Annotated in this window: 22 protein-coding genes and 3 pseudogenes; 11 read left to right on the forward strand and 14 right to left on the reverse strand. The window is 38.6% G+C overall.

The window, feature by feature from the left end:
- Positions 1 to 429: 429 nt before the first annotated feature.
- The 3 genes from oxdD to CDO84_RS09110 all read right to left on the reverse strand — a co-directional run bounded on the left by oxdD (position 430) and on the right by CDO84_RS09110 (position 3137).
- Positions 430 to 1608, reverse strand: a complete 1179-nt coding sequence (gene oxdD, locus CDO84_RS09100; RefSeq protein ID WP_040082968.1) for an oxalate decarboxylase — start codon at positions 1606 to 1608, stop codon at positions 430 to 432.
- Positions 1609 to 1730: 122 nt separating this feature from the next.
- Complete coding sequence (locus CDO84_RS09105; RefSeq protein ID WP_040082967.1) at positions 1731 to 2213, reverse strand: DUF4944 domain-containing protein; 483 nt, start codon at positions 2211 to 2213, stop codon at positions 1731 to 1733.
- Positions 2214 to 2375: 162 nt separating this feature from the next.
- A complete protein-coding gene (locus CDO84_RS09110; protein WP_040082965.1) occupies positions 2376 to 3137 on the reverse strand; it encodes an N-acetyltransferase in 762 nt (253 codons plus the stop codon).
- A 334-nt stretch (positions 3138 to 3471) separates the two neighbouring features.
- Between CDO84_RS09110 and CDO84_RS09115 the strand changes: the two genes are divergently transcribed.
- Positions 3472 to 3831 (forward strand): hypothetical protein, encoded by a 360-nt coding sequence (locus CDO84_RS09115; RefSeq protein ID WP_040082964.1) that lies wholly within the window; start codon positions 3472 to 3474, stop codon positions 3829 to 3831.
- Between the two features lie 388 nt (positions 3832 to 4219).
- Here the strand turns inward: CDO84_RS09115 and CDO84_RS09120 are convergent, their stop codons facing one another.
- Positions 4220 to 4714 (reverse strand): hypothetical protein, encoded by a 495-nt coding sequence (locus CDO84_RS09120; protein WP_040082963.1) that lies wholly within the window; start codon positions 4712 to 4714, stop codon positions 4220 to 4222.
- Between the two features lie 85 nt (positions 4715 to 4799).
- A complete protein-coding gene (locus CDO84_RS09125) occupies positions 4800 to 5711 on the reverse strand; it encodes a VanW family protein (protein ID WP_040082961.1) in 912 nt (303 codons plus the stop codon).
- A 337-nt stretch (positions 5712 to 6048) separates the two neighbouring features.
- On the opposite strand from CDO84_RS09125, the gene CDO84_RS09130 reads away from it, so the two are divergent.
- From CDO84_RS09130 to CDO84_RS09140, 3 genes and pseudogenes are all read left to right on the forward strand, one after another.
- Entirely contained in the window at positions 6049 to 6531 is a 483-nt protein-coding gene (locus CDO84_RS09130) for a DUF2975 domain-containing protein (protein WP_040082960.1), read from the forward strand.
- A gap of 10 nt (positions 6532 to 6541) precedes the next feature.
- Positions 6542 to 6798 (forward strand): annotated as a pseudogene (locus CDO84_RS09135) (helix-turn-helix domain-containing protein).
- A gap of 105 nt (positions 6799 to 6903) precedes the next feature.
- Positions 6904 to 7695, forward strand: coding sequence for a DUF817 domain-containing protein (locus CDO84_RS09140; protein WP_040082959.1), 792 nt, complete (start codon positions 6904 to 6906; stop codon positions 7693 to 7695).
- 132 nt (positions 7696 to 7827) lie between these two features.
- Here the strand turns inward: CDO84_RS09140 and CDO84_RS09145 are convergent, their stop codons facing one another.
- Positions 7828 to 8700: a LysR family transcriptional regulator gene (locus CDO84_RS09145; protein ID WP_040082958.1), complete on the reverse strand. Its 873-nt coding sequence runs from the start codon at positions 8698 to 8700 to the stop codon at positions 7828 to 7830.
- Between the two features lie 100 nt (positions 8701 to 8800).
- Here CDO84_RS09145 and CDO84_RS09150 point away from each other — a divergent pair, with 100 nt between their 5' ends.
- Positions 8801 to 9679: a DMT family transporter gene (locus CDO84_RS09150; RefSeq protein ID WP_040082956.1), complete on the forward strand. Its 879-nt coding sequence runs from the start codon at positions 8801 to 8803 to the stop codon at positions 9677 to 9679.
- Between the two features lie 165 nt (positions 9680 to 9844).
- On the opposite strand, the gene CDO84_RS09155 is transcribed toward CDO84_RS09150, so the two are convergent.
- Positions 9845 to 10276 carry a hypothetical protein gene (locus CDO84_RS09155; protein WP_040082955.1) on the reverse strand — a complete coding sequence of 144 codons (432 nt, stop codon included), beginning with the start codon at positions 10274 to 10276 and terminating at the stop codon, positions 9845 to 9847.
- Positions 10277 to 10602: 326 nt separating this feature from the next.
- Between CDO84_RS09155 and CDO84_RS09160 the strand changes: the two are divergent.
- Positions 10603 to 10806, forward strand: a pseudogene (locus CDO84_RS09160) (hypothetical protein); the annotation flags it as partial.
- 194 nt (positions 10807 to 11000) lie between these two features.
- Here the strand turns inward: CDO84_RS09160 and CDO84_RS09165 are convergent.
- Positions 11001 to 11366 (reverse strand): DUF3221 domain-containing protein, encoded by a 366-nt coding sequence (locus CDO84_RS09165; protein ID WP_040082954.1) that lies wholly within the window; start codon positions 11364 to 11366, stop codon positions 11001 to 11003.
- A gap of 370 nt (positions 11367 to 11736) precedes the next feature.
- Between CDO84_RS09165 and CDO84_RS09170 the strand changes: the two genes are divergently transcribed.
- Positions 11737 to 12000 carry a hypothetical protein gene (locus CDO84_RS09170; RefSeq protein ID WP_040082952.1) on the forward strand — a complete coding sequence of 88 codons (264 nt, stop codon included), beginning with the start codon at positions 11737 to 11739 and terminating at the stop codon, positions 11998 to 12000.
- 406 nt (positions 12001 to 12406) lie between these two features.
- Here the strand turns inward: CDO84_RS09170 and ppsA are convergent, their stop codons facing one another.
- Positions 12407 to 15007: a phosphoenolpyruvate synthase gene (gene ppsA, locus CDO84_RS09175; RefSeq protein ID WP_088299188.1), complete on the reverse strand. Its 2601-nt coding sequence runs from the start codon at positions 15005 to 15007 to the stop codon at positions 12407 to 12409.
- Between the two features lie 332 nt (positions 15008 to 15339).
- Entirely contained in the window at positions 15340 to 15894 is a 555-nt protein-coding gene (locus CDO84_RS09180) for an SMI1/KNR4 family protein (protein WP_040082949.1), read from the reverse strand.
- Positions 15895 to 16007: 113 nt separating this feature from the next.
- On the opposite strand from CDO84_RS09180, the gene CDO84_RS09185 reads away from it, so the two are divergent.
- Both CDO84_RS09185 and CDO84_RS09190 read left to right on the forward strand, forming a co-directional pair.
- Positions 16008 to 17444, forward strand: a complete 1437-nt coding sequence (locus CDO84_RS09185; RefSeq protein ID WP_157678354.1) for a flavin monoamine oxidase family protein — start codon at positions 16008 to 16010, stop codon at positions 17442 to 17444.
- Positions 17445 to 17807: 363 nt separating this feature from the next.
- Entirely contained in the window at positions 17808 to 20210 is a 2403-nt protein-coding gene (locus CDO84_RS09190; RefSeq protein WP_040082947.1) for a peptidase G2 autoproteolytic cleavage domain-containing protein, read from the forward strand.
- 1141 nt (positions 20211 to 21351) lie between these two features.
- On the opposite strand, the gene xynA is transcribed toward CDO84_RS09190, so the two are convergent.
- Positions 21352 to 21993: an endo-1,4-beta-xylanase XynA gene (gene xynA, locus CDO84_RS09195; RefSeq protein WP_040082946.1), complete on the reverse strand. Its 642-nt coding sequence runs from the start codon at positions 21991 to 21993 to the stop codon at positions 21352 to 21354.
- A 311-nt stretch (positions 21994 to 22304) separates the two neighbouring features.
- On the opposite strand from xynA, the pseudogene CDO84_RS09200 reads away from it, so the two are divergent.
- Positions 22305 to 22475, forward strand: a pseudogene (locus CDO84_RS09200) (ATP-dependent DNA ligase); the annotation flags it as partial.
- A gap of 384 nt (positions 22476 to 22859) precedes the next feature.
- Positions 22860 to 23306, forward strand: a complete 447-nt coding sequence (locus CDO84_RS09205; protein WP_390627141.1) for a transposase — start codon at positions 22860 to 22862, stop codon at positions 23304 to 23306.
- 103 nt (positions 23307 to 23409) lie between these two features.
- On the opposite strand, the gene CDO84_RS09210 is transcribed toward CDO84_RS09205, so the two are convergent.
- From CDO84_RS09210 to CDO84_RS09230, 3 genes are all read right to left on the reverse strand, one after another.
- Positions 23410 to 24699: a Na+/H+ antiporter NhaC family protein gene (locus CDO84_RS09210; RefSeq protein WP_040082943.1), complete on the reverse strand. Its 1290-nt coding sequence runs from the start codon at positions 24697 to 24699 to the stop codon at positions 23410 to 23412.
- A gap of 485 nt (positions 24700 to 25184) precedes the next feature.
- A complete protein-coding gene (locus CDO84_RS09220; RefSeq protein ID WP_040082941.1) occupies positions 25185 to 25541 on the reverse strand; it encodes a hypothetical protein in 357 nt (118 codons plus the stop codon).
- Positions 25542 to 26345: 804 nt separating this feature from the next.
- On the reverse strand, positions 26346 to 26660 hold the full coding sequence (locus tag CDO84_RS09230) for an XkdW family protein (RefSeq protein WP_014664233.1): 315 nt from the start codon (positions 26658 to 26660) through the stop codon (positions 26346 to 26348).
- Positions 26661 to 26677: the final 17 nt, after the last annotated feature.

Consider the following 26677-nt stretch of genomic DNA (forward strand, 5'->3'; position numbering starts at 1 on the left):
ATATTTAGTACACAGATCAATTAGTTATTCTTTTTCGGTTTTAAATAATATCATTATGTAAACTTAATGTTAATCCAATGATGTAAAAAGAATTTACATTGCTTATAAAATTGGTCACTTTTCAATTTTGTCAGCAAAAAAACTGAACCACATTAAACTGATAAAACCTGCCGCACCTGTGATTGCAAATATGATATACGCCCATATAGGTAAATCCATATCTTTTCCTCCTAAGAATTTAATTTTTTATCTTACATTAAGGTCTTCTTTCTTTTGTCTATCCAGTGTAATACCTAAACAGTTTAAAGCTCATTACAATACGATTCAAGCAGAAAACCCCTACATAACGCATACATAGGGATTAAATAAAAACGCAGGCCAACACCCAGCTCTAGTCACTTTAAGACCACTGTGTGATCGGTTCAGTCTTTACGTGCCTGGATATTTTACAACAGGCACTTTCTTCTTACGCAGAGAATCAAGCATGACTGATCCAGCATTTAAGTTGCTTTGCACTAATTCTTTAGGGGTCAATGCCATCCATTGATTGAGTGACACATCTGCATAACGGTCACTTTTGAACATTTCTAAAAACCATAAGGTTTCTGTACCAGTGTTTTGTATATAGTGTCCAGCATTAGAAGGCACGTATCCAACGTCACCTGCTCTATAGTCAAATGTGCGGGCAGTCCCATTCCCGATAAATACTGTCATGCGTCCCTGCCCTGTTAGATAATACTGCCACTCATCGCTATTAGGGTGCCAATGAAGCTCTCTCATCGCGCCAGGCTCAATCTGAACAAGTGCAGCGGCTATCGTTTTTGAAATCGGGAAGTTAGAAGAATCCACAATTCGTACGCTCCCCCCTGGCATTTGAATTGGGGGTTGATTTAGCAACTCGTGTTTAAAGGTCATGGGTACTTTTCCATATGGTGACTGAATGTCTTCACTTTCGACTGATCCCGGCACAATCCCTTGGTAGATATAGACTTGCTCTGAAGGAAGAGAGTTGAAAGCATTCTCCGGCACACCAAAATTCGCAGAGAGAACATCTTTTGGGGTGTGTGCAAGCCAATCAGAAATAGTTAACGTTGAAAACTCAGAAAAGTTTCCATCATCGAAAACGAGCAGAAATTCGCAGTGTTCTAATCCCTGTATGGAATGCGGAATTCCTGCCGGGAAGTACCAAAGGTCGCCGGGGCCAACATCAGCAATGAAATTTCGTCCGTCTTGGTCAACAGCGGTGATACGTGCCCGTCCCAAAAGCATATAAGCCCACTCCGCTTGCTTATGCCAATGAAGCTCGCGGACACCTCCCGCAGTTAAGCTCATGTTTACCCCTGCAATCGCAGTCGAAATTGGAAGTTGTCTGACGGTGATTTCTCTTGACCAGCCGCCATGATCTAATTTCATGGGAGCGTCTGAGAATGAAAATCTCAAGTTAGGAATCATACCTTCATCTGTAACAGGCGGAACAAGTATATTCGGATTTTGAATATCCCGCATCATATTTCGCGGGCCTGCATCAATAGCTCCAGCTCCATCACTTCGAATAGGCTGCGGCACGTTTCTGTCTTCATGATTGATTGGTTGTTGTTCCAACAGCATGCACCTCGTTTTAGAAATGAACAAGATTTTATTTCAGCCTATGCAGAGTCTTAGATTGCTGTGTCTAGGAATCCGCAAATAAAAAAGTGACCACAAATGTGATCACAAATACATCAAATAAGCTATTTTTTATACCATGGCTTCTTATGTAATTTGATTTCTTCTGTCTGTTTTTTCTGGCCTGTCTTCCACTCTACCTTCACTAATACATCATGTCCTATCACTTCATCTTCAGGCATATAATCAAAGGTGGCGATATGGTCCTCCATACGTCCCCCACCTGGCATTTCTTCACCTGTGTATTCTGATAAGTCATAATTTTCCCTGTCATCATACCTTTTACCATCTATATATAAGGTGATTTTTTCTATGACGGTCCGCTTCTCGTCTTCCTTACTCCCCTGCCAATACAAATTCAGAAAGTAATTAGGTCCAATTGAAGTTTTGTCTGATTTTTCAAGGTTAGACATCCACAGTCCGCTTTTCCCGCTGCCCTCATATTTCACTTTGTTTCCTGACACCATTACAAATAATGCGATGGCGCAGATGATCAAGAATCCAGCAATGATCAATAGCCATTTCTTAAAGTTGTTCTTTTTTATCATGTTTTTCCCCACTTTCCTGATTCTTTAGTAGGGAAACACGATCAAAATGTTACTGAAAAGAAAATAAAAAACTTCGAATTTAAATTAAAGCTCTTTCAGAGACAAAATTAAAACGTATATCACGCCTTACATAGTTTTAGAATGGGCTTATATTTTTAAAAATCAAGCTAACAAGAGTTTAATAAGTAACTTTTCAAATTTATTTACACTCATAATCTCATGAGTCACAAATCTCCCATCAAAAAAAACGCTAAAAGTTGTCCAAATAGCTGGTGATTTTTGTGCCTCTTCTTTTGAAGATAAATAAATTGACTGAAATTGAACTCCTTTCTTTTCAGTCAATTCCCGCAAATCATTTATCATGCCCACTGCAAACGGGCACTGAGCTGTATAGTATATGGTAATCCCCTTTTCATTGACGGAATCACTTTTCACCTGGCCCTTAAATGCAGGAGAAGCTGCAAGGCCATTCCAAGTTAAAGCCATTAATTGAAAATAAGGGTCAGCTTCATCTTGTAGAGTAAACCCCATATGCTCAAAGAAACGCTTATCACTTAAATAGGGACGTTTTTTCTTGCCTGCGATATGGACAATGCCATCCATGCCGCGGACTTTCGCATCTGCTATACATTTGTCCAACAATCGTTTCGCATGACCGTTATTTTTATATGTGCCAGATACCCACAAACAATTAATATACATAAAATTAGGCGCATCGATAGGCACCCATGCCTCATTCGCAGGTAGATATTCAATAAAGACTTTTGCCCGTTCATGTAAGCGATAGAACACCAATCCTTCATCCATTCGAGCTTTGAGCCATCTCTTCTTTTCATGAACTGCATGCTCATATTGTTTCGCGCCTAATGCGCAGCAAATATGATTGTCTTCAATATTGTCCTTTGTGATTTCAATGTAGCGCATCTCCTCTTTTCCCCTCCTTTAACACAATTACTTGGAATTCAACTCATTTTACCCGTCCCAACTCAAATACTTTTTCTTATCTTCTATTTTGCCAATTAATAAAAAAAACCTTCTTATATTGAGATTTTATCTTGATTCCTCTATCACCCATTTCAAATTGCAAGTGTGTTCATCTTCAAGGATTAGATGCACTCCTCTTGCTTTAACGTAATGGAAAAAAATAATACAAATATCGGTTAAAATGCTATAAATACGTACAAGAAGTTTTTTATTTGAAGTAATATTTGTTACGGGACAGCAAAAGCAAATAACAGTTAAAGGAGGATTAAACTTAGTGGAAAAATGTTATTCTTGTTTAATTTGCGGATACAAAGGATTAATTCAAAATCCTTTGTATAAAGGAGAATATCAAAAAACGTTTGACATTTGTCCATGTTGCGGTTTTGAATTTGGCTACAGTGAGGATCATGATGTGAGATTAGGTTTTATTGTAACTCCTGATCATTTAATTGAGGCTGCATTTCAATTGTATCGCAAACAATGGATTGAGAGCGGGATGGAAATTGCTCATCCGGAAGATATTCCAGAAGAATTGAAAAATGGTGGTTGCTTAAAATTCGACGTTTTGCTGGAACAATTAAAAAACTTAAATCTTGACATAGAAAATTTTGAAGTGAACGGTTTTAATGATTAAGTGGGGTGTTTTTTGTTTTTCAAAGGGTTAACACTCTTTATCCACACATTTCAAGCTAAAATGAGCAGGAGTGATTCAACCGCTTGTACATTTCCATGCTTTCTTTATTCGTATTCAATGACCTTATGACAATCAACAAACATTCACTTCAATTGGAGCCTTTTCTGGTTCTTCACTATAGTGATAAATTGCAGTCACTTTGGAATTGACTCATCTGTGATTGGCTTTCCAACTGTCATTTTTTTCTCTGGCAATGTACTGGCTTCATCATCAAACCCACATCATATTCGTATTCCTCTCCCCTTTCTCTGCGGTATGCTCAATGCTGGTTAATCTTATCTATCTAAGAAATATGACTATTCATATCGATGACTGACAAGTTTTTTGCCTAATTAACGCCATCCTCAGTGAATTTAAAGGTCTGTTTTAAATTTCTCCCTTCTTGTCCCTTTTGCGTCCAAATAATGACAACCTCTAATTCGGAGGCCTTATCTGCCAGCATAAAATGATTGAACTTCAGCGGTGAGCCATCGTTTAAACTTTTAGCTAACATTTTATGATCTTCTGGTTTGTCACAGTTTTCATCAGGGCATCCAAAAAGCGAAAACCTTGTGATTGAATCAGGATCATTTCTATACAATTGCACATCTACAGCAGCTGCTTTTTCTCCTACATTTTTGACTTCCAAGGAATATACTTGATATTCTCCTTTTTGAGATTCCGCAAATTCTTTTGCATTTTTTGCTTCACTTACTTTTACTGACCACTGGTCTGTTTTTTGTGTAATAGGCAACACCGTAAAAGTCAGAGCGTGCGCTTTTGATTGGCAAAAAGCAAATCCAACTACTATTACCGTACATACGGAAAAGAATACCCTTTTCATTTCATTTGTCCCTCCTTTCTTTTCACTGGCGATCCCTTAAAAAATTGAGCTCTCTTAAGCCATAGCCTTAACTACGGTTGTGTATTTACTGCTCAGCATTTATTTCTTTCGGTATCCGAGATGGAGCTTTTGGGATTTTTCTCAACTTGTTGTTGATCACATCAGAAGAGTATAGCGTAACAATCATACTTCCCCCATACCTTTTTGCCCGAATTAAGATTGGCTGGTTATATTGGTTTTGAAAACGAAAATCAGGGCCTCCCCAACTGACCGTAGCATCCCGTCCGGGTGGAACGTATGGCACGCTTCTAGTATGAGAATAGCGCTGAACGACCTGCAGCCCTGCCTGGTCGACTGCATTGAAAAGTGTTGAGGACACCTGGCAAATTCCGCCTCCTACACCTTCAGACAACTCCCCTTTTACAATAATGGGGGCACTTTTATACCCTTTGTTCCGAGTTCTCATGCCTACAACTTGGTTAAACGAAAACGTCTCATTAGGGAAAACAACGTGATTGTCAATGGCTTTTGCAGAAAGATAAATATTGTGTGAGCGGCTTTTATTGCTTGAATTAAAATAAGTCACGTACTGACCAAGCCGCTGCGTACTGATGTGAGAAAGCAGCTCGCTGTCAACCTTCGGATAAATGTTCATTTCCGGCACTTCTACCTTGGAGGGGCCTTGGCCATAAAAATACGCATAAAACTTTTCCTTAAAAGCCTGTTGATACAGTTTGTAGCCAACCCTGCCCGGGACGATGCTTCCATGATCGTTAAGGACAGCGTTTATCGGCTCCCGGTACACTTTCTGATCAAGCTGTTTGATAAATTTACTGTATTTTTCATCGTCGACCATTGGAGTGCCGGGAAGAGGCATTGTAAAGTCTTCACGGTGAACAGTGGCAATTGTTCGTCCTTGCTGTGTAACCGTTAAGCTGTCATCCGGCCCACTCGGCTGAGCCAATAAAAAAAGACCAGTGATCAAAATTTGTATCATAAGCTGCTTTACCTCCCGATCATTAGTATGAACAGCAGCTTCTCCTTTGATGTATTTCTTCCCATCGTTTGTTTGAATCTTTAGATGTTCATAAAAGAGCTATCACTATAATTGTTCACACCGATCCCTTGAGCCCACTGAAGTACACGGTTCATTCAGTCGCCAAGTTTAAAATAGCAGAGCATCTCAGTGATGTGGGATGCTTTTTTGTCTTGCTCAAAAAATGAAAAAGGGTTTCCCATAACAACAACAAATTAGTTCTTTTCAATATTTTTTTATTGAGAAACGATAAATTTTTTGTTACATTCAAATAGACAACAAACAAATGAGGTGCGTTATGAATCGAATGTCAACACTCTTTTTAAAGATAGCTGTTATTTTTATTGGAATTCCAATTCTTGCTTTATGCATTTTTTTAGTGCCTAAGATAGCCAACTATTCAGCAGAATTACTTCCAAATATCGTTTATATAAAATATCTCGTTTTCATCTATTTGTATGTAACGGCGATTCCTTTTTACTTTGCTCTTTATCAAGCGTTCAAACTTTTAAGCTATATTGACAAGAATAAAGCTTTCTCGGGATTGTCAGTAAGGGCTTTGAAGAATATAAAATACTGTGCGGTCACTATCAGTATCTTTTATGCAGCAGGTATGCCTGTCTTTTATCTGATAGCCGATATAGACGACGCCCCGGGTATCATAGTCATCGGATTGGTTATTATTTTTGCTTCAATGGTCATTGCGGTCTTTGCTGCTGTTCTGCAAAAACTATTAAAAGAAGTGATTGATATAAAATCAGAAAATGACTTAACGGTCTGAGGTGATGACTATGGCAATTATTATTAACATTGATGTGATGCTTGCTAAAAGAAAAATGAGCGTAACAGAGCTTTCGGAGAGAGTTGGCATCACCATGGCTAATCTTTCGATATTGAAAAACGGAAAAGCAAAGGCCATTCGATTATCAACTTTAGAAGCGATTTGCAAGGCTTTAGAATGTCAGCCCGGAGATATATTGGAATACCGAAGTGATGAAGACACAAAGGAGTCGTAAAAAGCAAATATGTGGCATCAACAGAAAAATAAAGTGATTGGCGGTGAGCCTATGGACATAACCTTATATCCATCCAGCTCCTATACTAAGCGTCCCTTACATACACGAAGAATACTCCTTTGGAGGGGGCATATAACATGAGAGCTTTAAAACAAATCGTTCATTTCGGCTGGGAACAAGCGCTTTCATGTTTGTTTCCTGTCGTTATTTTTGCCTCTTTGGCTATCACACAAATGATCCCACTACCCTTCTTGCCGCGGTACGACTGGCTTCTCATGATCTGCGTCCTCATGCAATTGTGGATGGTGCGTTCTGGTCTTGAAACTCGGGATGAATTAAAAGTGATTACATTGTTCCACCTTATCGGGCTTGCTCTGGAACTTTTTAAAGTCCATATGGGCTCTTGGTCTTATCCAGAAGAAGGATACTCCAAAATATTTGGAGTACCTTTGTATAGCGGCTTTATGTACGCAAGTGTAGCCAGTTATTTGTGCCAGGCATGGAGAAGGCTTAAGGTTGAATTGGTTAAGTGGCCGCCTTTTTTTGCGGTTGTTCCGCTTGCCGCTGCGATTTATTTGAATTTTTTCATCCATCATTTTTCGATTGATATTCGATGGTGGTTATCTGGACTTGTCCTCATTGTCTTTTGGCAAACATGGGTTACATACGAGGTGAATGCAGCTCGTTACCGTATGCCGCTCGCACTTTCTTTTGTACTCATCGGATTTTTTATATGGATAGCGGAAAATATCGCTACGTTTTTTGGGGCTTGGAAATATCCAAACCAAATCGAGACATGGAGTCTCGTACACCTCGGAAAGGTAAGTTCATGGCTCTTGCTGGTGATTGTTAGCTTTCTTATAGTAGCATCATTAAAACAAGTTAAGGAGCAGAGTCCCACAAAGCAGAGAGGGGTGAATCTTTTTTAGGTTAACAGTCTGCTGGCATACAAGACTCCAGCTAAAAAGAAAAGCAACGTTCAAATGTGTTGCTTTTCTTTTTTGTCACTCTGCCTGCGGGTATCCATCTTCTTCAAACTTCGTCGCACCACGAGAACTGATTCAGATTACGACTGCTTTCAACGACTTGACAAACTCATGCGCCGCCGGCGTTATCTCTTCAAATGAATGTGCGATGACGCCGATATCGCGTGTGATCCTAGGAAAAATGTTCTTTTTGCTCAATTGATGCCGGACGGATGAAAGTGTAAAGTTTGAAATAATGCCTATGCCCAAGTTATTTTTGACCATATTAATCAAGGTTTCGGCATTTTGCACAGTCAAGTTTTCCTTTAATTCGATGTTGTATTGCGAAAATGCGTTTGACATCGCGATTTCATGACCGCCTTTACAGAAAATGAGTTCATCTTGATATGTTTCAAGGTTGACATGCTTTTCCTGTTTTAATTCATCACGCTGCTGCGGGATGACGGCCACCATATAGTCGTTACACAATAGCTGATTTTCAAATGGTTCAAATGGAGATGCTGCGATCCCAATATCAACCGTCCGATCCTCAACCCATTCTTTTATTTGGTCAGAGGTTCCCTCGATCAATTCGATGCGGATCAACGGGTAGTTTGATCTGAATGCCGCAATCGCCTGGGGCATGATATTTGTTGAAACTGCAGGAAATGAACCAATTTTCACCTTCCCGTTTAACAGCTTGTTTTCCCGGTTGGCTAATTGATATATTTTGCTTTCAATTCCCTTCATTTTCCTCGCCAGCAGCAAAATTTCTTTTCCAACGTCAGTCAGCATTAAACCATGATGTTTATCCCTGATCAATAATTTGAGCTGCAGCGAGCTCTCCAGGTTTTTTATCGCTTTGCTTACCGCCGGCTGAGAGATGAACAATTCTTTTGCCGCTTCTGTAATATTCAATTTCTCTCCGACTTTTACAAATATGTGAAGATGGTTCATGTTCATAACCATTTGGTTATACCTCCGATAATAAAAATGTATTTCAGTTATATAAAAATGTAACATATGATAGAAACCAGCACGATATTTAAACAAGAAAGGCGGCTTCATCATGGTAAAAGTCATGCTGGGAATCTTATCTGTCACATTTATTTGGGGTTATACTTGGGTTGCAATGAAAGTAGGAATTCATGACATCCCCCCGCTTTTATTTTCGGCTTTGCGCCTGATCATCGGAGCTGTTCCATTATTTCTCATTCTCTTCATTCAAAGAAAAAAGCTTTCAATTCAAAAAGAACATCTCAAAAGCTATATCATCATGAGCCTGCTGATGGGGCTGGGTTATATGGGGATCTTAACGTATGGAATGCAGTTTGTCGATTCAGGAAAAACCTCTGTTTTGGTATATACGATGCCCATATTTGTTACGGTGCTCAGCCATTTTACATTAAATGAGAAAATGAATGCGTATAAAACGATCGGACTGATATGCGGTCTCTTCGGACTGTTATTTATATTTGGAAAGGAAATGCTTGCTATCGATCAAAGCGCTTTATTTGGAGAGCTGTGCGTCCTTGCGGCAGCGCTTAGCTGGGGAATCGCGAATGTGTTCAGTAAGCTACAATTCAAGCATATCGATGTTATTCATATGAATGCCTGGCAACTTATGATGGGGGCCGTCATGTTATTGGTGTTTTCCTTTATATTTGAGCCGGTCCCTTCAGCCGAGTGGACATATCAGGCGGTATGGTCATTGCTGTTTAATGGCTTGCTTTCCACCGGCTTTACCTTTGTCGTATGGTTTTGGGTGCTCAATCAAATCGAAGCGTCAAAAGCATCCATGGCATTAATGTTTGTTCCCGTATTGGCCCTATTTTTTGGATGGCTGCAATTGCACGAACAGATCACCATCAACATTATCCTCGGCGCACTGCTGATATGCTGCGGCATCTTTATGAATACATTTACATTTTCACGCCGAAAAATGTGAATGGACAGAGGGTACACTTTTTTTTACGATTTGTGCCTCGTGTGACAGGAGACGGCTGTCTTTTATAATCCTGCCGGCAGCCTATTAAACAATAAAAAAAGCTAATATCTGCATGTGAGACATTAGCTTTTTTATTGGCGTTTAGGTTGCCAAAATTCTTTTTTATTACCATTCCGGCTGATCAAACTGAAAACCGTATAGACCTTTTACTTTAACATCTCCGCAATCTGGATCTTTTGTTAAAATCAAATAATGAGTCTTATAAGGCATCGCCTCAACTCGATCAGTTGCACTAAAATCATAATGATCCCCTGAGAAGTTTTTTTCACTAACGGTTATCTCGTATCCAGACAAAGTCATTCGCATGATTCTTGCGTTAATTGTACATCCTTCAGTATCGAAAATGGTGAATCTGTATCCAAAGTAAGACGTCCAATGGTTTGGATTTAAATCATCAGATTTCATAAACCATTTTTCATTTTCTGTCATTGTAAAGCTCACTTTCTCCTCATCTTTCACTATAACTGCCGAAGCTTCCCTAATATGAATAGTCAAAGCCAAAAGAAATATGAAAGCTAGCATCAACATCTTTTTCAAAAGAGTTCCTCCCGATATCTTTTTACTTCAATATATTGGAAGGATCTTTTCTGATCAAGACCGCCTTCTTCAAATGAATCTTTAGCACCATGAAATGAGCCTTAAAGAGAACAGTTTTCATCAGAATCTATTTCCTTTTTAAGAGCCAGTGAATCTTTTATATTTAATTTGATATGTCATCTGAAGTCTTTCCTGATGTTAAAATCTGAAACTTTAAAGGGGTTTGTTACACTAACTGTCATGGGAAACATTTCATTGGAAAAATATTATTTTTATATCTGCTTTTGCGAGGTTAATTAGAAGGCAATACAAAATCATTTGAATTAGGAGCCGGAAGTTACGGGACACGAAATGACATTGCTATCGTTTGGCCGCCTAACAGAGCTCCTATTGTTTTGGCAATCCTATTAAAGCGGTTTACGAAAGATGCAAATTATGATAATGCTCTTATCGCTGAGGCAGCTAAAGTCGTCCTTAACGTTCTCAAATTAAAGCACAATATTGCGAATTGCTTTATCCTTTTGCCATAAAGGAAAAAAGACATTACTTTTGTCAACCTCGCCGTTCATTTTTAATGAACGGTTTTTTCATATTCTCACTAATACCTCTTTTTTTAAGTATCTTAAAACACTACAAACACGAATCGTTAACATGAATGGCAAGTTTTCATTTATGAAACCAAGTAAAGTTTGAACAGACCATCAGTGGTTATCTATATGAGAATTCAATTATTTTTTTGTAATAATTTATATTGCTGTATCGTTGCACTTGGTGGATTTGACTCTTTTCGTGTATGGAACCACACTTTTACTTTTTCACCTCTTTTGAGATCAGCTGTGCTATCAATCTCACTTAATCCCACTATGACTATCTTATTTTTAAACTTGTTCATCAGTTGTTCTTCCGAAAGATTATAATCTTCTTTCGCTAGGGCTTCCGTATCAGTAATGAGAATTGCCCTATTATTGTCTTTAAACCCGACATAGCCGACTAGGCTCTGCGTCATTGTTTCGTCTCCGTTTTGTTCATTTTTATTGCAGCCAGCAAGGAAAATCATGAGCACTATCAAGCTTACTCCGATTTTAGGCACCTTTCTCCCTCCTCTTTAAACCTCTTTTGATCTTTAAAATAAACAACAGGATCACCCAACCCATCTACTTCTTTTTGCAATTCATAACAGCAGCATACTCCATTCTCCAATTCCTCAAACTTCTTTTTGTTCTTTCACAAATGTTTATATGTGGTTGCCTTCGACATTATCCCCTTACTCTTTTACGCTTTTAAACTTGAAGGCTCCTTCTTTGTGGATTCCAGCATAAATATACTTATCATTACTGTCGTTCACATCACGACTCCCATTAAAATCAAAATTTTCACATTTTATGATCCATTATTCACTTCTAAAACGACTTCCAATCGTTACATAATATATGTATTAATTGTAAAAGGGGTTGGTATAATTGAACATTAAGAAAATCTTATTGGGTTCTGTTTTATCCTTTGGCATGCTCATATCCGCGGTTCCCGCATTGGCTGCTGAAAATTCGCCTGAAGTTGCAGTAAAAAATGAAGAATATGATTATGACACTATATACCGCATTAGTCCTCTGCCAATGAACTTCCAGCCGACAATAGAATATAACGGTTATACTTATACGCTTACACGTCATTATTTTGATTACTCAATCGGGTTTTACACGGCTATTTATACAAAAGTTGTTTAAACTTATAAAGGAGCTTTTTAGCTCCTTTTTCTCTTGTTTTAAGCAAGGTGTTTCTTTCTATGTGGTCTTCTATCAAATACATATCAACATTCTCTGGTTTTGTTCTTTTCTTGATCTTCCATGTTCTCAATACGATTGATTCACTGTTGTTCAATTTCCTTTAAAGCCGTTCTTTATTTTCAACACGAACAAAAAGTAAGCTCAGTTTAAATGCTGATAATAAAAAAATTCACTTTAAAAAGTTGTCGCCCGCAAAATCGGCTTTCTCACACTACACCAATTTAAAATAAAAAGCCGGATCTCCTCTAAGAGGTTCCGGCTTTTCTTGGTACAAATGCTATTCCATCAGCTTACAGCTTCTGAGAACATGGAAAAATATCTGATGGCTCGTTACACTCATCAGCCATTATCGTATTTCAATGTAGCCTTCTGTACCATGAACGCGAATCTGTTGCCCATCTTTTATCAGTTGCGTAGCATTTTCAACGCCAACAACTGCAGGCAAGCCATATTCGCGCGCTATAACAGCTCCATGGGTCATCAGTCCACCAACTTCCGTGACCAGGCCTTTTATGGATACAAACAATGGTGTCCAGCTTGGATCAGTAAAGGAGGTGACTAATATATCTCCATCTTCTAGATCTGCATCTTCCATGTTTAAGATGACACGTGCTCGCCCCTCTATCACTCCCGAGGAAACAGGGAGACCTGCAATTGCTCCGGCTGGTAGATTCTCTCGCTTGTATTCGCCTGTAATGATCTCACCATCAGACGTGATAACACGTGGTGGAGAAAGTTTTTCATATAATGTGTACTCGTCTTTTCGTTTGCTGATAATTTGATCATCAAGTTTATTTGTGCGTACGACTTCGTGAAGCTCTTCAAAAGTAAGATAGTATATATCTTCTTTTTCATGAATAACGCCCATTTCTACGAGTTGTTCGGCTTCTTTCAGTAAAGCCTGCTTATAAACAAAATAGCGATTAACCATTCCGTATTTTGGATATTCCCTGAATCCGCTGAAATTCCGGATGATGTCGATCATTCGTTTGGTTTCTTTGGCTTTTTGTTCACCATCGGGCAATTGTTTTAAGCGATCTAATAACTCTTGTTCTTTCTTTAAAGCCTCCTCTCGCCCTTGCTCAAATTTCCGCTGGCCGGCATTAGGCTCAAAATTTTTGATATTATTAAGAATCATCGGGACAAGTGTAGTTGGTTTTTCGCTCCATCGAGTTCTTGTAATATCAATCTCTCCGGCACATCGCATTCCGTATTTGTTCAGATAAGCATAGATCGCGTCTTGAATTTCCTGTCCATTTTCAAACTTAACCATCTCATCCAAAAAGTGATCATCTTTGACATCCTGTAAATAAGCAATTACCTCTGGATAAGGACGAATCACATCTGCGACATCCAATAGCGCAAGACCCATTTCTGAAGTAATATTATGGGGCACAGATTGAGAGAGTGTATCTGCTGCGTTTTTTTCACCTAACCACTCGTTCATTTTTTCGTTAATCCATAATGAAGCATTCATAGCAGTTCGAATCACAACCGAACTTTTTGGGTTAAATAAAATCTTCTTTAATTCCTGGATATCTTCCAGAATAAAACGAAATAAATCTGATCCTGATTTCGTTTGGATGTTTTGTTTTAACTCTTCTATTGATGTTTGACTGCTCTCAATCAAATCTGACACGATTGTCGGATCGTTTTCAACTTGAGCTGGCATATCTGCATTGCCTCTGCTGGGATTTGGTGCTGTTTTATCATTTGGTATCGATTTTATGAAATCTCGTCGCTTTATTAGAGTCATAAGTGCGTCTTTTAAGAGCTGATCGTGCTGTCCCATGCCTTTTAAGAAAACTTCTCTGCTGTCAGAGGATGCCAGTTGATGTGTGACATCAACAAATAGCCTTCCACCGGCTTTCCGCATGGGTGCAGCAGTCGTCAACAGAAAAAAAGACAATCCCAGTGGTTTTATGGGATCCGTCATCATTTGTTGATGACCTACAGAAATATAGACGTGATTTTCTTGGTCACTCGCTTCAGGGATGGGGAATAAAGTAGTGATTGGACGACTCTGTACAATATAAAAAGTATCTCGGACCAAACACCATTCGATATCTTGCGGCTGGCCGAAATGAGCTTCGATCTGTCTTCCGATGCGTGCAAGCTGTAAAATTTGTTCATCAGTCAGCGTTTGAGCCTTTTGCTGATCAGGCTCGATTTGCTGTGTTTCTGTTCCGCCTTCTTTCCGTCCATAGATAGCTATTTTTTTAGTTGCTATTCCCTTATCGACGATTTGCCCATCCTGTACTTTATAACAATCGGCAGATACCAAGCCGGAGACCAGAGCTTCACCAAGTCCAAAGCCGGCATCGATGGATAACACCTTTCGGTTAGAGGTAATCGGATCAGTGGTAAATAAAATCCCCGAAGCCTGAGGGAAAACCATCCTTTGAACGATAACGGATAAATAGACTTGGCTGTGGTCGAATCCATTTTGCATGCGGTAGATTACCGCTCGATCCGTAAATAGGGAAGCCCAGCATTTGCTGATATGCTGCAAGATTGCATCGACGCCGATAATATTTAAGTAGGTATCTTGTTGACCGGCAAAAGAGGCATGTGGTAAATCTTCAGCAGTCGCACTTGAACGCACGGCATAGGCATGTTCCTCACCGAACTGGGAGAGATAGTGAGCCACTGCTTTCACAACATCGGAAGGAATATCTACTTCCATAATGATTTGCCGAATCTTCCGGCTGATGTTACCAATTTGATCTCGGTCATCAACTTTTAGCATGGCCAATTGATCCAACATCGCTCGTAACGTTTCGTTTTGTTCAATGGCTTTTTGGAATCCTCTTGTTGTAACACAAAATCCTTCTGGTACTTGTATTCCTTGAATTTTTAATAATTCTCCTAAATTTATTCCTTTTCCTCCAACGAGCGAATGCTGTGTTTTTTCAACTTCGTGTAAACCGAGAACGAAAGAACTCATTCTACATCTCCCCTTCAAAAAAATATTGACAAGAGCTTCCCAGTAGGATATAATAAAATTATAAGATGGATAACTATGACTTTTTAACTAGAAAGCGCACGTAGTGTGATTATATCACCGTGTCTGCTTTTGTGCAATATAAAAAGAACCTGGGCAATTTCACCAGGTTCTTTCTTAATTTCTGCAATTATTAGCCACATAAAAAACTTGGTTCAAACTTTGTTCGTTTAGTCCCCATTCATAAATTAGACTTATTTTTTGTGTAAGAAACTTCGAGTCATAAGTTTCGATCCTATAAACTCTATCAGTCAAAGACTGTCTTATACATAGAGCTATCTTGTTTTGTAGTAGTTTTCTGCTGTATAGAAGCGCCATTCCCAAAAAGTTGCCCCATTGGATTCTATATACCGATCTAGAAATATCTCAAAATTTAAATTTAATGGTGTATATTCCCCTATTTCTAATATGAAAAGATAGTTGGGATCCCCTTTATCCAATTTGCCTTTGTCGATCATCAAATGGCACCCTTCTAATAAGTGACCAATTGGAATACCATTGATGCCTTCAAACAAATCCTCATATTTTAATTCTTCTTCAATCTCTTCAAGGCTAAATAAATAAAGTCCTCCACCTATATTCTCCCCATCGGAAAGAATCTGAAAAATTTTCGCACCATTATGCAGTGTAATAAACTTCTTATAATCATCTGGAAGGGTAAGCTGGTGTTTAGCCTCAAAGCTTTGAATGTCATTCAGGGTTGCTTTGTCCTGTGAAAATGTAACAAGGAACTCCTTGATATCCCCTTCAGAACAAAACAATTGAATGGCTCCTTTTTCATCTAAGAGACTTTTCAAACCATTTAAAGTCTTATGAATAAAGTTAGTCAAATACATCACCCCTTTATTTCCTTTTAAACTCCAAAAGATGTAAACAGATCGTGATAGACGCTCTTTTCAGTGAATACAATGCAATAAATCCTAAAAAGAGGTGCCTCCCAAAAGTGAATTTTCTAAAGAATGATGACATGGTGAAGATCATTCGAAATGGCCTTAGTGCAACGCAGCACCCAAAGCATATTCTTGTTGTAGGAGCTGGATTGTCCGGGCTTGTATCAGCATCATTGCTGAAAAATGCCGGTCACAGAGTAACGATTCTCGAAGCGAGCGGCAGAGCGGGCGGCCGTGTCTGCACTTTGAGATCTCCCTTTAGTGGTGATTTGTATTTTAACGTTGGTCCGATGCGCATACCGAATAACCATTTGTTAACCTTAGAATATATCAAAAAATTCAAATTGCCAACAAATGTATTTATCAACAGAACCCCTCTGGACATCATTTATGCCAATGGAATCAAGACACGTCTCCACATGTTTGAACGAGCTCCTGGAATACTGGGGTACCCAGTCGCATCACATGAACAAGGGAAAACGTCTGAAGAGCTGCTGCTTTCTGTACTGCAGCCTATTCTAAATTTCATCAATCAAAATCCAGCGAGAAATTGGCGGATTGTCGAAGAACAATACAAAAATGATTCGTTAAGCTCTTTTTTGAATAGGTATTTTTCCTATGGCGTGATCGATATGATTGGTGTACTTTTGGATATGGAAGCGTATATGGGGATGTCCCTTGTTGAAGTATTGCGGGAATCCATCTTTTTTTCATCACCCGCTCACTTCTATGAGATAACAGGCGGCATGGATCTGCTTCCACACGCGTTTCTTCCCCAATTAAAAACAAACATTCTATACCATCAAAAAATGATGAAAATATCTCAGGATGAAAATCGTGTTACGATCCATTGCCAGCATCAACAATCGGCAGAATTTGCATCGTTTACAGCTGATCTCGCTATTGTAACCATTCCTTTTTCAACTTTGCGATTTGTAAAAGTCGAACCATACCATTCTTTCTCGTACTATAAACGGAGGGCCATCCGTGAGTTAAACTATATCAGTGCAACAAAAATCGGAATAGAGTTTAAAAGCCGATTTTGGGAAAAAGCCGGGCAGCGCGGCGGCAAATCTATTACTGATTTACCGATTCGTTTTTCGTATTATCCAAGCAGAAATATTGGAGCAAATGGACATGCTGTCATTCTGGCCAGCTATACATGGGCAGATGAGGCGCTGATATGGGACAGTCTTTCAGAAGGAGAGCGTATCCGGTATACTTTACTGGATTTATCTAAAATCTATGGTGATATTGTATGGTCTGAATTTGTATCAGGCGCTTCTTTCAGCTGGAGCCAGCACCCCTATTCTGCGGGGGGATTTACAGCTTTCGAACCAGGACAAGAATTAGAGCTGTATCCCTATATTCCTGTCCCTGAGGGCAGAATTCATTTCGCCGGAGAACACGCCTCACTCACTCATGCGTGGATGCAGGGCGCAATTGAATCTGGAATACGCGTTGCTGTCGGGGTCAATCGCTTACCTTAGATCATGCTCACATCTAGTTAGAATTGGTTGATATAAAAAAGAAGTGATGTATTTAAACAGTCAGCGGTGAAAGAGGATGTCTGAACATTCGATTCTTTATTATTCCTGTACACGATGGAATTGTAGTCCTCCCTTTTCATCCATAATCATTAATAAATACCAAACTATAAGAAACATTTTAATTAATCATCAGGCGAACTTTCTTTCACTGTACAATATTCTTAATGTTGCTTCAATACTTTACAAATCTAAAAGGAATTTTGTAACAAATACAGAATTGGAAATATAAGCGCACAAGAGATGTCTACCCTTATCTTAAAGACAAAAACTGCGCTTATATTAAAAGAAAGAGGTGTCTTTAGAATGGTTCATTTTAAAAACTGCCCTGATCCTTCTCTAAACGCCAAATCTCACCCCGAATTAGAACATATTAAGACAAGAATGCAAAACTTTATTAAGCACTCCGTTACAGACCAAAATATCGAAGTTACTGACGCAAGGGTGACGGCCGAAGGAGAGATTACCTCTCTTTTAAAAGAACGTCTCGACAAGGAATACTATAAGCTTTTATCTAAAATCACCCGGGAAGTAAATGTGGAAGACTTTGGCGCTGTTCCAGATGGAAGAGATAATACTGAGGCTTTTCGAAAAGCAATCGGGAATGGCCGAGTCAAGGTAAACGTTCCAGCAGGAGAATATCACGTACAAGGGATTAAACTCCCCTCTTGGACAACAATTGTTGGACAAGGTAAAGGGATCACAGTGATTAAATTACATGAAGATACTCCAGCACATGAATGGGTGATTACAAATGATGATTATCAAAATGGAAATCGCAATATTTTTGTCCAAGGAATGTCATTAGACTGGAATCCAAGCAGACAATGTGGTGTGAGAAACCCAGGGGGACAGTTCTCCAGTTGTTTGACTTTTGCTAAGGTTGAATATGGATGGATCAAAGATGTGGAAGCTATTAACGCAGGTCTTCATGGCATTGATATCACATCGCCAACGTATGATCATTTGCCTAATACCGATTGGACAAAAGACGGATCAAGATATATTTGGATCGATAACTGTGTGACATATGGTTCGGGAGACGACGGCATTACCACCCATTACAGTGAATACATCTTTATTTCAAACTGCCATTCAGGAAATCCTCGAGGAACAGAATTTGCAGAAGGTGTTTCAAACTCCAACGGAATAGAAATTGACGACGGCTCTAGGCATGTGTGGCTTTTAAATAACTTTACAAGTGGAAACATCCGTGGAGTTGAGGTAAAAGCCCATGAACTTTGGCCGGCCTCTCAAAACGTCCATATCATAGGGCATGTTTCTTATCGCGATGTTCGTGCGTTTGATCTTCGTCATATTGGTCACCACCAAATTACAGATCCTGAAAGCACAACAGCATACGATGTCACACTCATTGATTGTTCAGCAGTTGAACCGGTTTTTAACTCGCTTTATGATGCTGTGACACCAAGAGCATTGGTTATTTCAGCGTATAAAAATGTCAATGTAAGCGGATTCACAGCAATTGGTGATCCAGACTATGATTATAAAGGAAATCCTGTTGTGGCTTTGCAATATCGCAGTCAAAATATAACTATTAATGGCATAAAAATTCGAGGGTTTAAAAAGGCCGGCGTTGATATTAATTTATCAGGCGGATCAAATAAAACAGACTATATTAAAATTTCAAATTTCGATATTTATAAATCTGCACCTAAAGGAATTTCAATCGGTGGCGGTCTCTACAATGTGAATATTCTAAATGGAACGATGATTACTGACAATGGGACAGTTGGAATCCAGTCTCCCAATAATCAGGCCACAATTCTTGGTGTACAGTCAGAAGGTTATGGTATAGCAGCCTCAATCAAAGGTCAAGCATACCAACAAGTTCCAATCAATTTGAAAGGAGGCGTACAGCTTGCGACGACCTCTGGCTTTGCCGTAAACCAAACAAGCGCAGTTATAGCCGGTACCGGTGACATTATGGCCCGCGGAGAAAGAAATGCGGTCATCAGCTCTTCTGGAGGCTCCAGTACTGAAGGCTCTCGCGCATTAATCGCTTCTTCAAATAACGCACATCTTAAAGGAAACCATGCTTCAAGAACGATACTGTCTTCTGAAAATATTATACTTGAAGAACCATACACCGTCGCAGGAGGTCATCAATCAATGAAATGGCTTCTTGACTCTGTTGGGGGAAACGGGACGTTTGCCGGGGCAATCAGTTCTTCTTTAGGTGGATATGGAGAGTATTTTGAGAGCTCAAATGGACAGTTAATCCATACGGGTACAATCGTGACTTTAAGAGGTGAAAAGATAGCGCCCGCGAATGTGGGAGATTATATGCTTGGCGTTATTTCAGAAACTTCAGCTTTCATTTCAGGAGCCTCCAGTTTCGTCTGGCAGGGCCGTTATTTGACTAATGAGTTTGGCGGATTTATTTATGAGACAGTGACTGATAAGGAAAGCGGTGAACTCATACAAGTTCCCAAACAAAACCCAGACTACGATACAGCACTTGAGTCAAATTATCATTCACGGGCAGCAAGAGACGAGTGGCACGTAGTAGGGTTAGTAGGCCAACATTATGTGCGTATTGACGAAACTGTCAGTCAAGGTGACTATCTTACAGCACATCATGGAATAGGAACAAAAGCCACCGAAGGAAGCTGGAAAGTAATGAAAATAACTTCTGTTTACACATCAGAAAAAGGATATGGTATCGCTCTAACCGTCATTAAATAGTGGACACCAGGACAAGTTCAATATATGTTTATCCATATAATTAATAATTAGATCCTTTATCAGGTTCGTTTATTAAATAACGATAAGGAGCAGTTGTCAAAACTTATTGTTATAATATAAGTTGATTACGATTTGATTAACATACAAAGCTACTATTGAAATGAGCAAATAGATATAAAGTTCGGTTTCTCCTTTAAGTATTTACAAATTGCAATTTTCATTTCCCTTCGCCCTCCATGCTATTCAGATAGTGATGAGCAGAATTGTGTAAACCGATGTATGTGCCCTTTGCGACACAAACGAATATGGCGTGTTCAAAGAGGTATTACAAACCCTTACACATCATAGCTTATCGCTATTTGTTTTTCGTCAGGTCACGATTTTAACAATAAAACCACCTTATCTGCTGCTTCTACTTGCATTGACGGAAGAGCATGACTGTATGTTCCTAAAATTTGCTTAATATCAGAATGACCTAACCTCTCTTGTACTATTTAGGATTTGTTCCGAAAATTAAGAGGTAAGTATTATGCGTGTGTCTTGCGTATTGTCTGATGCTGAATGATATAAAACAAAATTATGGATCGATAATAGATATACCTGCACTTTGTTTACTAATTATAAACTAAGAAAGATATAGTCAGTTTTTCAAACTAAATATAATCCCATTCCCAAATAGATTTCTTTAAAAATCTTATTTTGATGCAAATAAAAAAAGCAGGTTATTCCCTGCGCTCACTGAATATCTCCTTTTCCAACCATATCCTTCTTATAAACCAACCTAGGTGTCACACTTTGGTATGCACTTCCCTGTAAAGAATGATAAGGTTCCCAAAAATGGCTTCCTTCATTAAGTGGGAAAACACCAGATGTGCTAAAACCATAGACTTGATACATTAACTTTGAGCAATACGTATACTGATTATCTAGGAAATTCATTGTTATTCAATCGGTCTAATAACTTTAGTTGGCTTTCCTTTATAGTCCAACCACTTGGAGAAAACCCTACCTCAAACAATACCAATATCCGAGGCATATATTAGGATTCAACTAAAAGACCATCGCCTCTTAGTAACTCACAATAACAATGATAAAGGAACGATCAGCAGCCCGTTAGCTACCCCTGATTAAAGATGATCTGTTACCACACTGTTACGTTAGAACTTCCACTACTTTGATATCCTTCTGTCGCCATGACTTGGTAAGCCCAATTACTTCCCAGATTCATTCCATGGCTCTTCCATGCGTTCACATGATTGCTGAAAGTGATTGTAGCGTTTCTTCCTGTTGGTCTCTTCGTCTGACGAACACTCCAGTACTGCGTAAAAGTAGTGTTATCGCCATCAATGGAAGGTGCGTTATAACGTGTCGTTGTATATATGTCATATGTACCTCCATCACTCTTTACAGTACCTTTATACGTTCCGGTAGGTCTGTAAGTACCCCATGAATCCACTACATAATATTCAATGAGAGGTGCTCTCGTCCAACCATATAAAGTCAAATATCCATTGCCATTCGGCGCCCAAACTCCGGCATTATAGTTTATCGTCCTAAATGGCGAACCTGTAGTCCAGCCTTTGCCAACAACGAAATTTCCGGTATTAGACCAATTAACACTGTAATTCCCGCCAGACCCATTGACGGCGTTTACTGTTCCGCCACCATCAGTCCAATTTTGCCAGTAGTCTGTGCTAGCTGCAGAGGCGGTTGCAGAAAACAAGCTTATACTCATTAAAGCTGCCGTTAATCCAACTAAAAAATTCTTTTTAAACTTAAACATTTGTTACCTCCTATAATTTTTTTCTGACTTTGACATGAGGTAGCACTTGTATATATTTAAAACATTCTAATGACTAACGCCATAGCTTTTGATCGTTCCCTTCAGTATAATACCACGAATTCACGAGTGAATATTAAAAGTATTTGTAATTTAATTACAAATACCTAAAAATCATATTATAGATGGTTTTGTTCTGCCATATTCTAATTCTTTCTTCGCAGGATCACAATTCTTGTTTCTAAATCTGATGGAGTAAAATCTGTAACGAATTCCCATTGGAACCATTTCGTATAAAGGTGATATTAATGAGAGATTTTGAAATTATTGTAGCTGATCCAGGTGGTGATCTTGACTTTCAAGCTCTAATGCAACGTTTCTTGTCCAAAAAATTAGCTTATATGATTGTCGATGTTATCTATAAAGACAGTCAGTCAATTGCCTCTAAGCCGCTCACTGTGCGTAAGACAGTTTTGAATTCACTATAGTTATAGAATAACTCACGATTAATTTAGACAAAATAAGACAAGTTTTATTACGTTTTCAATTACATTATCAAAATAATCCTTGAATTCCTTCGCCCGCCATGCTTTATTGAGATGGCGATGAGCTGTATTGGGTGAGCCGGTGTACATGCCCTTTGCGGCACACACGAATGTGGTGTGTTCAAAGAGGTATGACAAAGCCTTACACAGCGCAGTTCATCGTTTTTTTATTTCGTCAGGTCACATGTTAAGACACGATTTGGTTTTCAAGTAGAAGCCGTCGCTCTTGATTCCGGATATTTAACGACTCCGATCTGTAAAGGATTATCTGACCGCCAAATCTTTGATGTCATCGCACATAGACGTTATCACTCTATCCGAGGATTGTTTCCAAAATGGAAATTTCATTATGACAGTGAACAAGACAGATACATTTGTCCAAATCACCAAACACTTACATACTCAACAACTGACCGAAAAGGCTGCCGGTCATACAAATCAAACCCTGAAATATGTTCCTCATGCCCGCTGCTTGAAAACTTGACAAAATCAAAGAATCGGCAGAAAGTGATTACTCGGCATGTTTGGGAAGATCATAAAAAAAGGACAGACAAAATCGCTTGTCTGTTTCAGGAAAAAACCTCTACAAAAAAAAGAAAAGAAAAAATAGAGCGAAGCTTTGCAGATTCAAAACAGCTGCATGGGCTTCGCTATTGCAGGTTGAGGGGAAAACGAAATGTGAGTGAACAAGTTCTCCTCACAGCCGCATGCCAGAACATGAAGAAGATTGCCACATACCTAGCCAATGGAGCGCTTTTTCTGCATCTCTGAAACCTGATGAATATCTAAAGAAACTGTATAAAACAAAAAAGCTTGTAGAAAAAACATCGTTTTCTCTACAAGCTGAAGTTACCATTTGGTACCTTTTTTATCTTCACTTCGTATTTCTTGTGAATTTTGGTAGTTCGAATATAATTGCTATGATGCCACAGATCCCGATTAAAACAGGATAGAAGGAGTAATGCAGGATGCTGACGGGTGAAACATTTCCAAACTTCCCGGCCGATAACATCTGCGCTCCATAAGGAATTAAACCTTGTATCATGCAGGAAAAGATATCTAAGATACTTGCCGACTTTCGATTGTCTATTTTAAATTCATCAGAGATATTTTTGGCAATCGGCCCGGCTGTAATAATAGCAATGGTATTATTGGCAGTAGCTAGGTTCGTAACGCTGACCAATCCGGCAATACCGGCTTCAGCACCTTTTTTCGAATGGATTTTTTTAGAAATGATTCCCAGTAAAAAGTCAATCCCGCCGTTTTGTTTCATGACGCCGACCATTCCGCCAATTAACATTGAAAGGACGATAAGATCAGACATTCCGGCAATTCCATCTGTAATTGCTTTAAAATAAGACTCAAGCGTTAAGCTGCCGCTTACAAACCCTATAATTCCTGTTAAGATCAATCCGCCAAAAATGACAGCCACCACATTAAAACCAATTAACGCAAAGACTAACACGGCAACATAAGGAAGTACTTTAAACCAGCTGTAAGATTCAGCTCCAGTATGTCCTATGTGTCCTGTCGGTATAAAAAATAATAAAATGATAGTTATGATAGCAGCAGGCAAAACGATCAAAAAATTCGTTTTAAATTTATCCATCATTTGTGTTTTTTGTGAACGTACTGCCGCGATGGTGGTGTCCGAAATAAAAGAAAGATTATCTCCAAACATAGCTCCGCCGACAACAGCTGCAATTGCGACTGCAGAAGACAAGCCCAGTTCTCCACTCATACCAGCGCTAATTGGAGCAACTGCCGCAATCGTCCCCATTGATGTTCCCATCGAAACAGAAATAAAACAAGCAATGATAAAAAGCCCTGGCAGTATAAACTGCTGCGGAATAATGCTCAAAGCAAGGTTGACGGTTGAGTGTACTGCTCCCATCGCTTCAGCTGCAGAAGCAAAAGCACCTGCTAATATAAAAATGATAACCATAATAATAATATCAGGATGTCCCGCACCGGAAGCAAACCATTCAATTTTCTGATTGAGCGATTGCTTCTGGTTAAATGATAGCGCGAAAGCTGATGCTATAATTGCCGCAATCAATATTGGTAATTTATAGAAATCTCCAGTCAATACACCAGAGCCGACAAAAAGACCTACAAATAAAACTAGCGGCAATAGCGCCCAAGGATTTCCATTCTGTTTCATCTAAGTAGCCACCTCTAATTTCAATATCAAAACCGTTAAACATAGTCTAAACAACATTCCATACTTTAAAAGGCTACAGTAAAAAAGTCAAGCTGAAAAATAGTATTAGTATTTATTAAATTAATAACAGAAAAGAAAGAAGGATTATTCAAGGTGAGGAAAAAACACTCTTATCAACAGATTATTTGGAAAGTACAATATGCAAATACAACTGTTTGATGAGGTGTGTTTAAGCGGGAATATCTAGAAAATTAAAACTATTTTTTAAAACTTTGGGGAAGTTGGCAACAACGATATTCGGCAGAAAAAACAGTAAGGAAAGAGTTCATACCCTTCCTCTATATGCACCAACTCAATCTGCGGTCGTAGCAACTGTTATTCAAACAAGACAAAACAATTTCAGAGAACATGAGAAGCATTTACAAGAAAATGCTTTCAATAAGAAAAACGCCCAGCACTTTATTAAACTGTTCCCTGTTTTATATTTAAATTGAATTTTTATAAGCATTAATTGCTTCGTTTCGCAACAGCATATTATCTTTATTAACCATGCCTAAGTTGTAAGCTTTTTTGATCATATCTAATAACTGCGAATCCAATGCAGAAAGGCTGTTTCCACCATTTAATCTTGATTTCCAATAATCTAAAGACTTATTTAGGTCAAGTGAGCTTTTTTTATTCTCGGGTTCTACTACCTCATTTTTCTCAAGTTTTTCACAGAATTCACTAAAACCAATGGATGAAAGAGTTGGATTATTCCCTCCATACCCTTCTGTAGCCAAGCAGCAAAATGCTAAGAATTTTGGATCATAAATAAGTTCACTTGAGTTTACATTTACCAACCTAATCACATTCCTTTCATGCTTTTTATAATTATAGAGCACCCTTTCCATCTTTTTCATATGTTAGATATCGACAATTTCTCAAATGATTTAATATCTGTGCCAAAAGGTTATAGAGCCACCAAAGTGATCTCGATAGTGACTAACTTTCATTTTTGGTTTATAACTCTTTGATTTTAAGTAGTCGGCAATTTCTTCAGCGCCAAATTCTTGACCTATTTGACCTCTTTCTTTAAGCACTCTCTAAACCTCACAATGAATAAAATAATTATTTTATTACTATAATACCACAATTTTCCATAGTTCCAATAAGCAAAAAGCAGTCAATTCAGATCTGCTTCTTAGTGTTTTCATCCTTTAACTTTTTGTTTAGTTTGAACCCAATTAAGACGTTGACAATCGCAGCGGGAAAATATAAAATCCCTGCACCCATTATTCCTAACGCGGTACTTGAACCCACTATAAATGCCTGTATTTCTGTGTTTCTTTGCTTCAAGCTAAGTAATACGAGGAGACCAGCTAAAACACCCATAAGCCGTGCAATACCTGAAATAAAGAAATCTGTCAGGACTCCAAATAATAGCCCTATAATCGATAGCACAACTCCGAAAAAGCTGGACAATAAAACTAAATTTTTAATGGCATTTCACCCCTTTTTAAAGCCGCTTCCATTCAACATACCCAAACCGCTTTTGAAACAGTTTTATGTTTTTCGGGTATATAAGCTGACAGATTAACTATTCTTTCGATTTCAAAATAAAATTATCATTTTTAATATAAAAAGCCCCTATAAGGGACTCTTTGTTAGTTTGTTCCTTCAACCTTACTTGTTAAGTAAGCCACTTGTTTTTCTAAATCAGCAACTCTTTCTTCAAGAGTTTTTGGCTTAGGCGCATTTTTCTTCTCTTCAAGCTCAATTGCTGCTTTTTCAATTTCCTCTACTGTAGGAATAGGTTCACTTTTTCTCCAAGCAGTAAAGATATGTCTCCCGTTATCATTTACAAATTCCCAATGATAAGATTCGTCTGAATGAGGGAACATATACATTAAAACTTCCGGAAGAATCGATCCATGAATATTCCAAATTTCTGATACGTCTTGGCCAACTTTAAACTCCACAAAAAACATCTCCTCAA

This window comes from Bacillus sp. MD-5 (genome assembly GCF_002201875.1).
Taxonomy (GTDB): Bacteria; Bacillota; Bacilli; order Bacillales; family Bacillaceae; genus Bacillus; species Bacillus stercoris.

What these genes read in the sequence shown, in the direction of transcription:
- xynA (WP_040082946.1), bottom strand. Translation starts at nt 21,993, where the DNA reads ATGTTTAAGTTTAAAAAGAATTTTTTAGTTGGATTAACGGCAGCTTTA.
- CDO84_RS09130 (WP_040082960.1), top strand. Translation starts at nt 6,049, where the DNA reads ATGAATCGAATGTCAACACTCTTTTTAAAGATAGCTGTTATTTTTATT.
- CDO84_RS09190 (WP_040082947.1), top strand. Translation starts at nt 17,808, where the DNA reads ATGGTTCATTTTAAAAACTGCCCTGATCCTTCTCTAAACGCCAAATCT.
- CDO84_RS09125 (WP_040082961.1), bottom strand. Translation starts at nt 5,711, where the DNA reads ATGATACAAATTTTGATCACTGGTCTTTTTTTATTGGCTCAGCCGAGT.
- CDO84_RS09150 (WP_040082956.1), top strand. Translation starts at nt 8,801, where the DNA reads ATGGTAAAAGTCATGCTGGGAATCTTATCTGTCACATTTATTTGGGGT.
- CDO84_RS09140 (WP_040082959.1), top strand. Translation starts at nt 6,904, where the DNA reads ATGAGAGCTTTAAAACAAATCGTTCATTTCGGCTGGGAACAAGCGCTT.
- CDO84_RS09145 (WP_040082958.1), bottom strand. Translation starts at nt 8,700, where the DNA reads ATGGTTATGAACATGAACCATCTTCACATATTTGTAAAAGTCGGAGAG.
- CDO84_RS09110 (WP_040082965.1), bottom strand. Translation starts at nt 3,137, where the DNA reads ATGCGCTACATTGAAATCACAAAGGACAATATTGAAGACAATCATATT.
- CDO84_RS09105 (WP_040082967.1), bottom strand. Translation starts at nt 2,213, where the DNA reads ATGATAAAAAAGAACAACTTTAAGAAATGGCTATTGATCATTGCTGGA.
- CDO84_RS09210 (WP_040082943.1), bottom strand. Translation starts at nt 24,699, where the DNA reads ATGAAACAGAATGGAAATCCTTGGGCGCTATTGCCGCTAGTTTTATTT.
- ppsA (WP_088299188.1), bottom strand. Translation starts at nt 15,007, where the DNA reads ATGAGTTCTTTCGTTCTCGGTTTACACGAAGTTGAAAAAACACAGCAT.
- CDO84_RS09120 (WP_040082963.1), bottom strand. Translation starts at nt 4,714, where the DNA reads ATGAAAAGGGTATTCTTTTCCGTATGTACGGTAATAGTAGTTGGATTT.
- oxdD (WP_040082968.1), bottom strand. Translation starts at nt 1,608, where the DNA reads ATGCTGTTGGAACAACAACCAATCAATCATGAAGACAGAAACGTGCCG.